This is a genomic window from Cellulomonas sp. JZ18, from assembly GCF_009720485.1.
Classification (GTDB): Bacteria; Actinomycetota; Actinomycetes; order Actinomycetales; family Cellulomonadaceae; genus Cellulomonas.
Genome location: NZ_CP045245.1, coordinates 382,813 through 397,573 on the forward strand (window position 1 = coordinate 382,813; position 14,761 = coordinate 397,573).

The 14,761-nt window shown below is 75.7% G+C and carries 12 protein-coding genes, 1 tRNA gene and 1 pseudogene; 11 read left to right on the top strand and 3 right to left on the bottom strand.

What is annotated here, in order from left to right:
• Positions 1-11: 11 nt before the first annotated feature.
• From GC089_RS01730 to GC089_RS01740, 3 genes are all read right to left on the bottom strand, one after another.
• A complete protein-coding gene (locus GC089_RS01730) occupies positions 12-470 on the bottom strand; it encodes a hypothetical protein (protein ID WP_155376230.1) in 459 nt (152 codons plus the stop codon).
• Between the two features lie 43 nt (positions 471-513).
• Positions 514-1,203 (bottom strand): hypothetical protein, encoded by a 690-nt coding sequence (locus GC089_RS01735; protein ID WP_155376231.1) that lies wholly within the window; start codon positions 1,201-1,203, stop codon positions 514-516.
• Between the two features lie 91 nt (positions 1,204-1,294).
• Positions 1,295-1,379, bottom strand: a tRNA-Ser gene (locus tag GC089_RS01740).
• A gap of 296 nt (positions 1,380-1,675) precedes the next feature.
• On the opposite strand from GC089_RS01740, the gene GC089_RS01745 reads away from it, so the two are divergent.
• From GC089_RS01745 to GC089_RS01795, 11 genes and pseudogenes are all read left to right on the top strand, one after another.
• Positions 1,676-3,565, top strand: coding sequence for an alkaline phosphatase (locus GC089_RS01745; protein ID WP_155376232.1), 1,890 nt, complete (start codon positions 1,676-1,678; stop codon positions 3,563-3,565).
• Between the two features lie 150 nt (positions 3,566-3,715).
• Entirely contained in the window at positions 3,716-4,879 is a 1,164-nt protein-coding gene (locus GC089_RS01750) for a hypothetical protein (protein WP_155376233.1), read from the top strand.
• Between the two features lie 157 nt (positions 4,880-5,036).
• The gene (locus tag GC089_RS01755) at positions 5,037-6,083 is read left to right on the top strand and encodes a LacI family DNA-binding transcriptional regulator (RefSeq protein ID WP_155376234.1); all 1,047 of its coding nucleotides are present in this window, start codon (positions 5,037-5,039) and stop codon (positions 6,081-6,083) included.
• A 128-nt stretch (positions 6,084-6,211) separates the two neighbouring features.
• A complete protein-coding gene (locus GC089_RS01760) occupies positions 6,212-6,961 on the top strand; it encodes a hypothetical protein (RefSeq protein ID WP_155376235.1) in 750 nt (249 codons plus the stop codon).
• A gap of 60 nt (positions 6,962-7,021) precedes the next feature.
• The gene (locus tag GC089_RS01765) at positions 7,022-8,059 is read left to right on the top strand and encodes a substrate-binding domain-containing protein (protein WP_196250785.1); all 1,038 of its coding nucleotides are present in this window, start codon (positions 7,022-7,024) and stop codon (positions 8,057-8,059) included.
• Between the two features lie 58 nt (positions 8,060-8,117).
• Positions 8,118-9,635 (top strand): sugar ABC transporter ATP-binding protein, encoded by a 1,518-nt coding sequence (locus tag GC089_RS01770; protein WP_155376237.1) that lies wholly within the window; start codon positions 8,118-8,120, stop codon positions 9,633-9,635.
• Positions 9,628-10,674 (top strand): ABC transporter permease, encoded by a 1,047-nt coding sequence (locus GC089_RS01775; RefSeq protein ID WP_155376238.1) that lies wholly within the window; start codon positions 9,628-9,630, stop codon positions 10,672-10,674. Before GC089_RS01770 ends, GC089_RS01775 begins: the two co-directional genes overlap by 8 nt.
• A gap of 245 nt (positions 10,675-10,919) precedes the next feature.
• A pseudogene (locus GC089_RS19820) lies at positions 10,920-11,597 on the top strand (ABC transporter permease); the annotation flags it as partial.
• Positions 11,598-11,706: 109 nt separating this feature from the next.
• Entirely contained in the window at positions 11,707-12,495 is a 789-nt protein-coding gene (locus tag GC089_RS19575; RefSeq protein WP_155376239.1) for a DUF4432 family protein, read from the top strand.
• Positions 12,405-12,716, top strand: a complete 312-nt coding sequence (locus tag GC089_RS19580; protein WP_155378865.1) for a DUF4432 family protein — start codon at positions 12,405-12,407, stop codon at positions 12,714-12,716. Before GC089_RS19575 ends, GC089_RS19580 begins: the two co-directional genes overlap by 91 nt.
• 100 nt (positions 12,717-12,816) lie before the next feature.
• A complete protein-coding gene (locus GC089_RS01795) occupies positions 12,817-13,635 on the top strand; it encodes an AAA family ATPase (RefSeq protein WP_230684990.1) in 819 nt (272 codons plus the stop codon).
• Positions 13,636-14,761 lie beyond the last annotated feature (1,126 nt).

Here is a 14,761-nt window from a genome sequence, read left to right on the forward strand (position 1 = left end):
GCCGCGGCGCGTCAGCTGCAGTTGTCGCAGACGCCCGTCGCGGGCAGGGCCTGGAAGCAGGTCGGGCAGATCGCGACGGGCCGCTCCTCGCGGGCGGCCGCCCGGGTGGACGTGCGCGGCGTCGTGGTGCGGGGCGTGCGGGGGGCGGACGTGCGTGCCGGACGGGCGGCGGCCGGTGCGGCGCGCACCGCCGACGCCGGCTCGCTCACCTCGAACCCGCGGCGACGCAGCAGCGCGACCGCCGCGTCCATGCCGTGGAAGTCGTCCTGCGTGGCCATCCGACCCGTCGCGAACCGGTGCGCCACCCCGAGCACCGCACGCGCGTCGTAGCTGCGCCCCTCGTGCAGCAGCGCGTACCCCGGGACGGGCTCGAAGTTGTACAGGGCGAGGAACGCGTCCCCGCCGCGGGAGTCGTGCTCCGCGATCGCCTGGAGGATGTGCTGCCGGGTCACGGAGGAGAACGTCGCCACGTCGTCAGGGTACGTCCGTACGGTCGTGGTCCCGCAGGACCGTCTACCGGCTGCCGACCTCGAGCCGCTCCAGAGCCTCCTCGACGCTCTCGGGGCGGGTCGGCCACGGGACGACCTGCCGGACGGCCACCCCCGGGCCGAACCACGTGGGGTCGTCGACCTCGATGCCCAGCGCGTGCAGGTGGGCGACGAGGAGCGCGCGGTCGAACCGGTCCCGGATCCTGCGGGCGCCGTACCGGGCCACGTCCTCGAACGGCAGGGGTCGCCCGGACTCGTACCAGGACCACCGGCCGTCCTGGCGGGAGGCGGCGAGCGTGCGCTCGGCCATGAGCGGAGGCTCCCCGTCGGGCCCGTGCACCCACATCTGCGTCGACGCGTGCCCGGGGCCGTGCGGCGGCGAGTGCACCGCGATCACGCACCGCGTCCCGAGCTGCCGCGCGAGCTCCCCGGCCGCGGCGGTGGGGTCGCCGCCGTCCTTGTGGTTGTTGAGGTAGGCGGTCCACGGGCCGCAGTCGACCAGGAGCTCCGTGGTCCACGGCGCCTCGAGCGGCTCCAGGAGCGACAGGCACGCGGGGAACGGCGTCGGGGGCGAGACCTCGAGCCGCTGCCCGAGGCCCCGGCGCCAGCCGAGGTCCGCCTCGAGGACGTCGGCCGCGGGAGCCCGGACGAACCCCACGACCCAGCCGACGGGGCTCTGCGTCCTGCCGAGCAGGGGCGGTCCGGTGACGGGCACGCGCGCATCCTGCCGGACGGAGGAGCGGCGCGGGAGGGGCCGGGAACGGCGAGGGCCCGTCACCGGTGCGCGGTGACGGGCCCTCGTGCGGCGGAGGATGGGGGATTCGAACCCCCGAGGGCGTTAACCCAACACGCTTTCCAAGCGTGCGCCATAGGCCACTAGGCGAATCCTCCTGGCGGCGGCAACCGGTCGGGACCGACGAGCCGCGCGACGAGTCTAGCGGAGCGGACGGGCCACCCGGACCGCGTCGGGAGGAGCGGGCCGGGCCGGGCCGGGAGCGGCGGGCCGGACGGGGCGGGCCGGACGGGGCCGGACCTCGCCCCTGCGGGGCGGCACAGGGGACGAACCGGACCGACGGGCACAGGTCGTGCAGACGGCACCGGACCGTCATGACTCGTTCAACCCCGGTGGGGAGGGTCGTGTGCGGCCGGGACACCCCCGGCCGTCCACGACCCGTAGAGGACCACAGATGCGCCGCAGCAGGACCCCTGCCCGCCGCGCCGGGATCGCAGCCGCGACCCTGGCCACGTCCGCCCTCGTCGTCGTCCCCGCCACCGGCGCGGCCGCGAACCCCGAGGCACCGGCCGGTGCCCCGAAGAACGTCATCGTCCTCATCGGTGACGGCATGGGCTACAACACGGTCGACCTCGCCAGCGCCTACCAGCACGGCACGACCTACCACCAGGTCGTCGTCGACCCGTCGTCGGGCTCGATCACGCCGGTGCCGAGCACGCCGTCGCAGGTGTTCCAGCAGTTCCCCGTCCAGGTCGGCCAGTCGAACCACTCGGCCAGCGGGCGCGCCGAGTACGACCCGCAGGCCGCGTGGAGCGACTTCGACTGGATCAAGGAGGGCGCGACCGACTCGGCCGCCGCCGCCACCGCGCTCGCCACGGGCGTCAAGACGAACAACGGCGTGCTGGGCATCGCCCCCGACGGCACGGTGCTCGAGAACCTCACGCAGCGCGCCGACCGGCTCGGCAAGGCGACGGGCGTCGTCTCGTCCGTGCCGTTCAGCCACGCGACGCCGGCGGGCTTCGCCGCGCACAACGCGAACCGCAACGACCTGTCCGGCGTCACGCACGAGTACCTCGAGGCCGACTACCTCGACGTCGTCATCGGCGCGGGCCACCCCTACTACGACGACAGCCACCGCCTGCTGACGACGCCGAGCTTCGGCTACGTCACGCAGTCCGACTGGCAGCGTCTGCAGGACGGCCAGACCGGCTTCACGCTGCTCGAGGAGAAGGCGCAGTTCGAGGCGCTCGCCGCCGGCACCGACGTGCCGGAGCGCGTGTTCGGCGCCGTGCAGGTCGGCTCGACGCTGCAGCAGGGCCGCTCGACGGTCGGTGACACGCCGTTCGCGGGCGCGATGAACGACGTCCCCGACCTGCCGACGCTCACGCAGGGCGCGCTCAACGTGCTCGAGCGCGAGGAGGACGGCTTCTTCGTCATGGTCGAGGGCGGCGCGATCGACTGGGCCGGCCACGCGAACTCCGACGTGACGACGATCGAGGAGACCGTCGACTTCAACCGCGCGGTCGACGCGGCCGTGCAGTGGGTCGAGGAGAACAGCAGCTGGGACGAGACCCTCGTGGTCGTCACGTCCGACCACGAGACCGGCTACCTCGCTGGCGCGGGGGCGGACCCGGCGTGGACGAGCCTCGTCCCCGGTGCCGCCGAGCAGGTCGCGGGCCACTCGTGGCACTCGACCAACCACACCAACCAGCTCGTGCCCGTGTACGCCAAGGGCCCGGGTGCGGACGCGATCGCGGCCCGCGCGACCGGTACCGACCCGGTGCGCGGTGCGTACCTGGACAACACCGACCTGGCGAACGTCCTCCTCGACGACCTGTGGGACTACGTGCCCAGCGAGGAGACGGACGGCATCGAGGTGACCGCGACGCTGCCCGAGCAGGCCCCGGCGGGCAGCCTCGCGCTGACCGTCGCCCAGGACGCGCTCGACCTCGGCGAGGCGAGGAACCTCGGCGACCGCCTGCGCCTGCAGGCGGCGCTGCCGACCGTCGCCGTGACCGACTCGCGCACGGACGCCGCGGGCTGGTCGGTCTCCGGCCAGGCCACCGACCTCGTGTCGGACGGTGCGCGCCTGCGCGCCGGCCACCTGGGCTGGGACCCGGTCGTGCTCACGCAGCGCGACGGCGTCGCGGCCGGTGAGGACGTCGCGGGCGTGCTCGACGGCGGTGCGGGCCTGGCGGCCCCGGCGGCGCTCGTGACCGCCGAGGGCGAGGGCCGCACGGGCCGCACCGAGCTGTCCGCCGACCTGCGCCTCGACGTGCCCGTCGACGCGAAGGCGGGCACGTACCGCGGCACCGTCACGGTGAGCCTCTTCGCGCGCGACTGACCGCGCACCGCTCCACCCGCCGGTGGCGGGGGCCGTCCGGTCCCCGCCACCGGCACCGCACGTCCACCGCCCGCACGTCCACCCGCACCGCACGCCGCCCCTGTCGCCCCGCCCCGCCCCGCGGGCCCCCCGATCCCCGGAAGGTCCTCCGTGCCCCACGTCCGTACCCGTGCCGCGCTCGTCGCGGCCTCCGCCGTCCTCCTGGGTGCGCTCGTCGCCGCCCCCGCCGTCGGCGCCGTCGCCGCCCCCGCCGTCGTCCCCGCCGCCGCCCGCGCGTCCGGGGGTCTCGCCGACCCCGACGCCCCGACCGCCGTCCCCACCCACGACCCCGCGCTCGACGTCGACCGCGGCGGCGTGAACGCGCCGGAGGCCGCGACGACGACGTGGTCCCTCGTACCGGCGTCCGCCGAGGGGCCCGACGGGCGCGTCTCCCTGCGGCACGAGCTCGACCCGGGCGCGCAGGTGACCGAGCACCTGGCGCTGACGAACCACACCGACGCGCCGCAGACGTTCGCGCTCGCGGCCGGCGACGGCGTCGTGACGCCGGCCGGCGACTTCGACCTGCCGCCCACGGGCACGGCACCGCGGGCCGCCGGGGCCTGGCTCGACGTCCCGGCGACGGTCGAGGTCGGCCCGGGTGCCACCGTCGTCGTGCCCGTCACGCTGACCGTCCCCGCGGACGCACGGCCCGGTGACCACCCCGCGGGCGTGGTGGCCTCGCTCGCGACGCCCGTCGGGGCCGACGACGCCCGCGTGGTGCTCGACTCCCGCGTCGGCGTCCGCCTGCACCTGCGGGTCACCGGCGACATCGCCGCCGCGCTCGCCGTCACCGACGTCGCCACGCGGTACGTGCCCTCGTGGAACCCGTTCGCCCCCGGCGCGGTCGAGGTGTCCTACGTGCTGCAGAACACCGGCGACGTGCGGCTGGGCGCCGACGCCACGGTCGCCGTCGACCCGTGGCTGGGTGCGTCCGCGTCGACGGCCGGCGACCCGGTGCGCGAGGTGCTGCCCGGCGGGTCCGTCGCGCGCTCGGTGGTGGTCCCGGGCGTGTGGCCGGTCCTGCGCGCGGGCGTGGACGTCTCCGCGGAGCCCGCGGTGGTGGGGGAGGACGTCGTGCCGGTGGCGCCGTCGGCGGCCGCCGCGAGCGCGAGCGTGTGGACGCCGCCGTACGCGCAGGCAGCCCTCCTGCTCGTCGCCCTCGCGCTCGTGCTGGGCGTGCGGACGGCGCGCCGCCGGGCCGGGGCGCGTGTGGAGCAGGCCGTGGCCCGGGCCCGGGCGGACGCCCTCGCGACCGTCGGGGCGCCGGTGCGCTGAGCCGGACCCGGCGGCGCCGCACCGCGGGGCCGGCAGGGGGACGTGCCGGCGGTGCCGGGCCGACGGGCGGTCGGTCGCACCCGGTGCGGGTCGTAGGATCCGTTCGCGGCGGGCGGTGTCGGTGCCGCGCACAGCGTGGACGACGGGGGCGCGGCGGATGAGCGTGGGGTCGGGCGCCGACCGTGCCGGTCGGTACGTCGGGGTCCGCGAGGTCGCGGCCCGGGCCGGCGTCTCGCTCGGCACGGTCTCGAACGTGCTCAACAACCCGGACCGCGTCACCGCGGAGACGCGCGAGCGCGTCGAGCAGGCCATGCGGGCGCTGGGGTTCGTGCCGTCCCGGGCCGCGGGGCAGCTGCGCAGCCGGCGCTCGGAGCTCATCGGCGTCGTCGTGCCGGACGTGGGCAACCCGTTCTGGGCGGCCGTGCTGCGCGGGGTCGAGTCCGTCACCGACCGGGCGGGCCTCACGATGGTCGTCGGCTCGACCCACCAGGACCCCCGGCGTCAGCGCCGCCTGCTGCGCGGTCTGGAGAGCCAGGGGGTGGACGGGCTCGTGATCGCGCCGATCGCCGACCGGCCGTCGCAGTGGGCGGCGTTCGAGGACCGGCGGTTCGGCGTCGTCACGCTCGACCGGCGCACGCCGCGGCCCGGCGGTGCCTGGGTGAGCCTGGACAACGTGCTGGGTGCGGGTCTGGCGATGGGCCACCTCGCCGACGCCGGCTACCGGCGCATCGCGCTGGTCAACGGGCCGGTCTCGGTCTCGTGGTGCGCGGAGCGGCGCGAGGGCGCCGAGGCGGCGCTGGTGCGCCGCGGGCTCGACCCGGCCGAGGTCCTGGTCGAGGTCGAGGTGACCGACCTGACGGTCGAGGAGGGAGGGGCGGCGGTGGCGCCGCTGCTGGACGCGCACCGGGTCGACGCGGTGATGTGCGTCAACGACATGCTCGCCCTGGGCGTGCTGCTGGCGACGCAGGAGCGGGGGCTGCGCGTGCCGCAGGACGTGGCCCTCGTCGGCTACGACGACGCGGACTTCGCGCCGGCCCTGAACCCGCCGCTGACCACGGTGCGGCAGCCGTCGTTCGCCATGGGTGTGGCGGCGGCGGAGCTGCTGCTGCGCGAGGGGGACCACGGCGGCGAGGACCGCGTGGAGTTCCAGCCGCAGCTCGTGGTGCGGGCGTCGACCGGGACGCCGGCGACGGCTCGGCCCTGACCGTCGCAGGCCGGTTCCGGAACCGCCGGTTTTGACATCGGCGCCCCCCTGGGTCAGTCTTGAACCGGTTCACAGATGAACCGGTTCAAAGGGTCGGCGCGCCGACCGGAGCGACGGAGGACGGCAACGTGGCCAGGACGCACGTGACGCGACGTGAGTACGACGAGTGGCTCAACGAGGCGGCCAGCCTGGCCCGCGCGCTGCGCTACCCGATCACCCCCGACATGGTGAACGACAGCGCGGGCATCGTGTTCGGCGAGGACCAGTACGCCGCGTTCGAGAACGGGCTGTGGTCGCGCGAGGCGTACGAGCTCATGGTGATCTTCGAGTCGCTGAACGAGCCGGCCGTCAACGGACTCCCCGCCGCGGGGGCGCCCTGGGCCGAGTACTCCGGGCTCTGCGACAAGCTGATGATCGTCCACCCGGGCAAGTTCTGCCCGCCGCACTTCCACCAGCGCAAGACCGAGAGCTACGAGGTCGTGCTGGGCGAGATGGACGTCTTCTACGCGCCCGAGCCCGTCGCCGTCGGTGACGACCCGGTGCTCGCGTTCCAGCCGATGGCGCCCGGCGGCCCCTGGCCCGAGGACGTGGCGCTGCCCGCCGGGCGCGAGGAGTCCTACGCGCAGCTCACCAGCTACGTCCGCCTGCGCGCCGGCGACCCGAAGTTCGTCATGCACCGCAAGCACCTGCACGCCTTCCGCTGCCCGGCCGACGCGGACACCCCGCTGGTCGTCCGCGAGGTCTCGACGTACAGCCACGAGCCCACGGAGCACGCGCACGACAAGGCGGTCCCGCTCGACTCGTGGGCCGGCCTGCACGACAACGCGTTCGTCGCCGAGGCCGCCAACACCGGACGGCTGACCACCGCCATCCGCTGACGCGGCCCGCAGCACCCCCGCACCACCTTCGTACCCCCACCCCTGTCAAAGGAGACACTCGTGCGACACCTGTCCCGGGCGCTCGGCCTCGCCGCCGCCTCCGCCCTGCTGATCTCGGCCTGCGCGAGCGGCGCCGACGAGCCCGCCGGCGACGGCACGTCCGCCGCGGGCGGCTCCGGCGCCGACGTGCAGTTCGAGGCGAAGGACCCGCTGACGATCGGGTACTCGGTGTACGACCTGCAGAACCCGTACTGGCAGTCCTACGCCGCGGGCGTCGAGGCCGGGGCCGAGGCCGCCGGGGTCGACGTCGTCGTGGTGGACCAGAAGTCCGACCAGCAGCAGCAGGTCTCCGGCAGCCTCGACCTGATCAACCAGGGCATCTCCGGGCTCATCGTCACGCCCGTGCAGCCGTCCGCGCTGCCGTCGACGATCGACGCCGCGCACGCCGCGAAGATCCCGGTCGTCATCGCCGACATCGGCACGGCCGGCGACTACGACGGCTACGTGCTGTCGAACAACTACAACGGCGGCGAGCAGGCCGCGCAGCACGTCATCGACGAGCTCGGCGACGTGCCCGGCCCGCACAAGGTCGGCGTCATCGAGCTGCACGCCGGCTCGGTCGTGGGCGAGGAGCGCGTCGCGGGCTTCGTCGACACGCTCAGCGAGGACGACAACTTCGAGATCGTCTCCAGCCTCGACGGCAACGACACGGTCGACGGCGGCTTCGCGGCGGCGCAGGACATGCTCTCGGCGAACCCCGACCTGTCCGTGATCTACGCGGCCAACGACGACTCGGCCATCGGTGCGCAGCGCGCGATGGAGACGGCCGGCAAGTCCGTCGCCGACGGCTTCATGCTCATCGGCTTCGACGGTGCCGACGGCGCGCTCGACCTCATCGAGCAGGGCCTCATGAGCGCGACCGTCGCGCAGGACCCGTACGGGCAGGGCGTCAAGGCGGTCGAGACCGTCCTCGCGCTGCTCGAGGGCGAGGACCCCGGCTACGACGACGCCGCCGAGAAGACGATCTTCTTCCCGGTCGAGGTCGTCACCGCCGACACCCTCGCCGACTTCCGCGCGGCGCGCGCCGAGCAGGACTGACCCCCGGCGGGGGCGGGGCCGTGCGCCCCGCCCCCGCCCCACACCCGAGGAGTCGTCGATGACGGCAGTGCTGCAGGTCGTGGACGTCGTCCAGGAGTACCCGGGGGTCCGGGCGCTCACGGGCGTGTCCCTCGAGCTCCGCGCCGGGCAGGTGCTCGGCCTCGTCGGAGAGAACGGTGCGGGCAAGAGCACGCTCATCCGCATCCTCGGCGGCATCGAGCCGCCGGCGGGCGGGCGCGTGCTCGTCCGCGGCGAGGAGCGCAGCTTCCGCAGCTCCGCGGACTCCCAGGCGGCCGGCATCAGCGTCGTCAGCCAGGAGTTCCGCCTGGTGCCGCAGCTGTCCGTCGCCGACAACGTCTTCCTCGGGCACGAGACCACGCGCGGCGGCGTCGTCGACGCGCGCCGGACCCGTGCCCGCACCGCCGAGCTGCTCGACGAGCTCGGCCTCGACCTCGACCCGGACCGCCCGGTCTCGTCCCTCACGGTCGGCGACCGGCAGATGGTCGAGATCGCCCGCGCGCTGTCCCGCGAGTTCGACGTCCTCATCACGGACGAGCCGACCGCGGCGCTGAACGGCGCGGAGATCACCCGGCTGCACGGGATCGTGCGGCGCATCGCCGCGCAGGGCAAGGCGGTCGTCTACGTCTCCCACCACCTCGACGAGATCTTCGAGATCTGCCAGGACGTGGCGGTGCTGCGCGACGGGTCGCTCGTCGCGCACGCGCCGACGGCCGAGCTCGACGAGGCGCGGCTGGTCGAGCACATGCTCGGCCGGGCGCCGCAGACGTTCGAGCGGGGCACCGCGGCCGAGCACGAGGGCCGGGAGCGGCTCGTCGTGCGCGGGCTGCGCGTGCCCGGGGTGGCCGAGCCGTTCGACCTGACCGTCCGCGCGGGCGAGATCGTCGGCCTGGCGGGTCTCGTCGGGTCGGGCCGCACCGAGCTGACGCGGGCGCTGTTCGGCGACCTGCCGTCGACCGCGGGGGAGATGCGCGTCGACGGGCGGGTCGTGCGGATGCGCTCGAGCCGCGAGGCCGTGCGCCACGGCGTGTTCATGCTCAGCGAGGACCGCAAGGGCGAGGGCATCCTGCCCCACCTCGACGTCACCGAGAACGCCATGGTGTCGCGCGACCGCAGCGGCCTGCCGCTGCTGCAGCGGCTCCTGCCGGTCCCGCGCGACGAGCGCAGCCAGTTCGAGCGGCTGCGCGAGCAGATGCGCATCCGGGTGCCGCACGGGCGCCAGCTCATCGGCAACCTGTCCGGCGGCAACCAGCAGAAGGTGCTGCTCGGGCGCGCGCTGCTGTCCGGCTGCGCGGTGCTGCTGCTCAACGAGCCCACCCGCGGCGTCGACATCGGCGCCAAGGTCGACATCTACCAGCTCGTCAAGGAGCTCGCGGAGGCCGGCGTCGCCGTCGTCGTCTCGAGCTCCGACGCCCCCGAGCTCGCCGCCATCGCGGACCGGTGCGCCGTGTACTTCGCCGGCCGCCAGGTCGCGGAGCTGCACGGGCGCGACGTCACCGAGGACAACATCGTCGGTGCGTCGGTGGGCCAGACCGTCCAGGAGACCAGCCATGTCTGAGACCGTCGCCCCGACGACGAGCGCCGCGGCCGACCTCGTCGCCGACGAGCGCGCCCGGTCGGCCGAGCGGGCCCGCCGTGCCGACGCGCGCCGGCGGGTGCTGCAGAACGCCGGGGTGCTCATCCCCTTCCTGCTCGTGCTCGTCGCCGGGCTCGCCGTCGTGCCGAACTTCGCGTCCGGCTCGAACGTGACGAACGTGCTCGTCAACGCGGCGATCCTCGCGATCGTCGGCTACGGCATGACGCTCGTCATCGCCGTGCGCGGGATCGACCTGTCGGTCGGCTCGGCGCAGGCGCTCGCCGCGTGCGTGGCCGCCGCGGCCGTCAACGCCGCCGGCCCGCTGGTCGGGGCCGTGGTCGGCGTCCTCGTGGGTGCGGTGCTCGGCCTGGTCAACGGCCTGCTCGTGACCCGGCTGCGGGTGCCCGGCTTCGTCGCGACGCTCAGCACGATGAGCGTGTTCCGCGGGCTCGTCCTGCTGTTCACCGGCGGCGCGCCGATCATGATCGCGTCCGGCGGGTTCAAGTCGGTCGCCACGGCCTCCGTGCTCGGCGTGCCCGTGCCGTTCCTCGCCGCGGTGCTCCTCGGCGCCGGCGCGTGGTTCCTGCTCGACCGGATGCGGTTCGGCAAGCACGTCGTCGCCGTCGGCGGTGCACCCGAGGCGGCCGTCGACACCGGCATCAGCGTGGACCGCGTCCTCCTGCTGGCCTACCTGACGTCGGGCGCCGCCGCGGGCGTCGGCGGCGTGCTGCTCGCCAGCCAGCTCGGCGTCGTCAACGGGTCGGTCGCGTCCGGCCTCGAGCTGCAGGCCATCGCGATCGTCGTCCTCGGCGGCACGAGCATGGCCGGCGGCCGGCCGCGGGTCGTCGGCACGTTCGTCGCCGCGCTGCTGCTGTCGATGATCAACTCCGGCCTCAACCTGCTCAACGTCCCGTCGTTCTACCAGTACGTCGCGCTCGGGGGCCTGCTGGTCTTCGCGCTGAGCATCGACGGCGCGCAGCGGGCTGCCGTGCGCCGGATGCTCGAAGGGAGGCTCTCGTGACCACGACCGACACCGCGACCGGCACCACCGCGGCGGGCCGACCCGGCCGCGGCGCGTCCGGCGGGGAGGGCACGGGTGCGTCCCTCGGCGCGACCGTGCGCCGGCTCCTCGCGCAGCACTACCTCGTCGTCGTGCTCGCCGTGCTGTGCGTCGGCGTCGGCGCCGCCCGGCCGTCGTTCTGGGGGCCCGGCAACCTCTCGAACGTCCTGTTCCAGGCGTCGTTCGTCGGGCTCGCGGCCTGCGGCATGACGCTCCTGATCGCCACGGGCCTGCTCGACCTGTCCGTCGGCGGCGTCATCGCGGTCGCGTCCATCGCGGTGGCGACCGTGCTGCCGCACACCACGATCGGCGCCGCGATCGGGCTCGCGCTGGTCGTCGGCGCCGTCCTCGGCCTCGTCAACGGGCTGCTCGTGACGTACGCGCGGATCGCGCCGTTCATCGCCACCCTCGGCACGCTGTACCTGTTCCTGGGCTTCGCGTTCATCTGGACGTCCGGGTCCGTCGTGCCGATCTCGTCCAGCAACTACCGCGCCGCCACCACGGGCACGCTCGGCTGGCTGCCCGTGCCGTTCCTGGTGTTCGTGCTGCTCGCGCTCGTCACCTACCTGGTGCTGCAGCGGACGTACTTCGGGCGCACGCTGCGCGCCGTGGGCTCGAACGAGCGGGCCGCCGAGCTCGCCGGCCTGCCCGTGCACCGCGTGAAGGTCGGCGTGTTCGTCGTCGCCGGCGTGTGCTTCGCGCTCGCCGGGGTCTTCATGGCCGGCCGGCTCTCGTCCGCCGAGGGCAACATGGCGATGGGCTTCGAGATGAACGTCATCGCGGCCGTCGTCGTCGGCGGCACCGCGCTGCGGGGCGGGCGCGGCACCGCGTTCGGCACCGTGGTCGGCTCCGTGCTGTTCGCGGTCCTGGCGAACGCCCTCAACCTGCTGGCCGTCGCGTCCTACTGGCAGTACGTGCTCACCGGCGCCGTGCTCGTCGCGGCGATCGCGCTCGGCGCGCGCCGCTCGGCGGCCGCCGAGGTGCGGGGGCCGGGTGAGCGCGTCCGCCGTCGCCACCGACGGGGCCGCCGAGCGCCGCCTCGTCGGGGCGCCCGAGCAGCTCGTGTCGGTCGAGCGCCTGGTCCGCGACGACGGACCGGGCCGTGGGGCGCCCGTCCTGGTGGTGCGCAACCCGCGCGGCCTGTCGTTCGAGGTGCTGCTCGACCGCGCCCTCGACCTGGGCTGGGCCGACGCACCGGGTCTGCCGGTCGCGTGGCGCTCGGCGCGTGGGCCGGTCGCCTCGGCGCGGTACGAGCCGCACGGCGCGGGCTGGACCCGCACGTTCGGGGGCGGGCTGCTCACCACCTGCGGGCTCGCGTCGACGGGCATGCCCTCGGACGTCGGGGGTGTGCACCACGGGCTGCACGGCCGCGTCGGGCACATCCCCGCCGAGCACGTGCGCTGGGGGCCGACGACGGTGGACGGCGTCCCCGCGGTCGAGGTGCTCGGCGAGGTCGTCGAGGCCGACCTCGGCGCCCCGCCGCTGCGCCTGCGCCGGCGCCTGGTGGCCCGCACGGACCGCCCCGAGATCACGGTCGAGGACGTCGTGACGAACGAGGGGTACGCGCCGGCCGGGCACATGTTCCGCCACCACCTGAACCTCGGCTACCCGCTCGTGCGGCCCGGCACGGTGGTCACGGCGACCGCGCAGCCGTTCGGCGAGCGCGGCGGGGCCGAGCCGGTCGCCCTGCCGTGGACGCTGGACCTCGCCCCGACGGGCACGCGCCCGAGACGGTCCTGTACTGCCGCCCGCAGCCGGGCCCGACCGCCGTCGTCACCGTGACCGCACCCGACGGTCCGTCGGTCGAGGTCGAGCAGGACACCGACGGGTGGCCGCTGCTGGTGCTGTGGCGGGACCCGCGGCCCGGGGTCAACGTCCTCGGTGTCGAGCCGTCGACGTCCCGGGACGGCGGCCGCGCCGAGGCCGAGCGCGACGGCGAGCTGCGGGTGCTCGCGCCGGGCGAGCAGGTGCGCTACCGGACGCGGGTGCGCGTGCGCCCCTGACGGGTGCCCGTGACCGGTGCCCTGACCGGTGCCCTGACCGGTGCCCTGACCGGTGCCCTGACCGGTGCCCTGCGTCGGCGGCGTGTGGTGGGCTGGACCCGTGGGACGGACGAGCGGGCAGGGCATGGGCAGCGCGCTGCCGGTCCGGCGGGTCGAGGCCGGGTCGACGGACCTCGCTGCCGCCCGGGACCTCGTGCCGGGCGAGGACGCCGGCCGCGGCACGGAGCCCGACGAGCTCGCGCCGGGTCCGCACGACGACTGGTACCGCCGCGTGCCCGCCGTCGAGCAGGTCCTGACCGACGGCTGGGACCTGTCGCCGGCGACCGTGCTGGTCGGCGAGAACGGTGCCGGCAAGTCCACGCTGGTCGAGGCGGTCGCCGCCGCGTACGGCATGGGGGCCGAGGGTGGCTCCCGCGGCTCGCGCCACAGCACCCGCCGCACCGAGTCCGGGCTCGCGCGCGAGCTGCGGCTGCTGCGGGGCGTCGGCGCCGGCCGGCGCGGGTTCTTCCTGCGCGCCGAGACGATGCACTCCTTCTACACGTACCTCGAGGAGAACCCGGCGTCGCACGGGCGGGAGCCGCAGTTCCACGCGATGTCGCACGGGGAGTCGTTCCTCGCCCTGATCGGCGACCGCATGATGTACCCCGGCCTGTACGTCCTGGACGAGCCCGAGTCGGCCCTGTCGTTCACCGGCTGCCTCGCGCTGCTGCAGCACCTGCACGACCTCGTCCGCACCGGTTCCCAGGTGCTGCTGTCCACGCACTCGCCGTTGCTCGCGGCCCTGCCCGGCGCCGTGATCTGGGAGGTCGGGGAGTGGGGCCTGCGCCGCAGCGAGTGGGCGGACCTGGACCTCGTGCAGCGCTGGCGCGGCTTCCTCGACGACCCCCGCCGGTACCTGCGTCACGTGCTGGACGACTGACCGGCCCGACCCGGACGAACCGGGCGCGAGTGGGTAGCGTGGGGACGCATGGACCAGACCTCCCCTCCCGCCGGCGCCCAGCCGTACGTGCACCCGGAGCCGTGGGCCACCGAGCAGTGGCGCGCCCCGCTCGTCGGCGCCGCGATCGCCGTGCTGACGCTCCCCGCCGCCGCCAGCGTGCTCGTCGGGCTGCTCGTGCTCGCCGTCCAGGGGCGTGCCACGTGGCTGCTGGTCGCCCTGTCGGCCCTGGTGACCGCCGCGATCGGCGCCTACGCCGCCCTGATCGCGTTCCGTGGCCGCGACCGGCGTCCTGTCCGCCTGCTCGCCGCGATCGCCGCGGCGTGGGGCGTCGTCACGATCGTCGCGGGCGTCGTCGTGGGGCTCGAGCTCGAGGGCTCCGAGCGGGTCGCCCTCGCCGTCATGCTGGTGGTCGGCGGCGCGTGGACCGCGCTGTTCGGCCTGCTCCTCGGCGTCGCGTGGTGGCTGCTGCCGCCGGGCGCGTCCGACGCGCGTCCGACGGGACGCGACGACGAGCCGGACGGCGAGGCCGCCCCGCCCGCCGGGTCGACGCGCGACCGGTCGACCGGCACGGCGACCACCGCGACGGCCGGCACCGCGTCCACCGCGACCGCCGGCGCCGCGACGGGTCGCGCCCCCGGCGTCACCTCCCCGGGGCCCGCGACGACGGACGCCGCGACCGACCCGCACGCCGGTGGTGCGCGCGCCGCGGCGGACGACCCGGCGCTCGCGGAGTGGCCCGAGTGGGGCGCCGGCAGGTCCGGCCCCGCCGGTGGGGACGCCGGGACCGGACCCGCGCCGGCGGACGTCGCGCCCGCGCCCGTCGCGGAGGCCGCCCCCGCCCCTGCCGCGGCGCCCGCCCCCGCCGCACCCGCCCCCGCCGCACCCGCCCCCGCCGCACCGGCCCCCGCCACGCCGGCCCCCGCCGCGGCGGAGCCCGCGCCGGTGCGGCCCTCGGGACGCACCGCGTCGTCGGCGACGCCGCCGCCCTCCGCCGCGGACGACACGATGGTCGTCGACGGCCCGCTCCTCGAGGACGACGACCTCGACGCGCCCGAGCCCTCCACACCGGCGCCGCCCCGCCGCAGCGTGTCCTCCGCGCCGGTGC

Excerpts from the sequence above, each read along its gene's own strand:
- GC089_RS01775 (WP_155376238.1), top strand. The coding sequence starts at position 9,628 with ATGTCTGAGACCGTCGCCCCGACGACGAGCGCCGCGGCCGACCTCGTC.
- GC089_RS01755 (WP_155376234.1), top strand. The coding sequence starts at position 5,037 with ATGAGCGTGGGGTCGGGCGCCGACCGTGCCGGTCGGTACGTCGGGGTC.
- GC089_RS01745 (WP_155376232.1), top strand. The coding sequence starts at position 1,676 with ATGCGCCGCAGCAGGACCCCTGCCCGCCGCGCCGGGATCGCAGCCGCG.
- GC089_RS01770 (WP_155376237.1), top strand. The coding sequence starts at position 8,118 with ATGACGGCAGTGCTGCAGGTCGTGGACGTCGTCCAGGAGTACCCGGGG.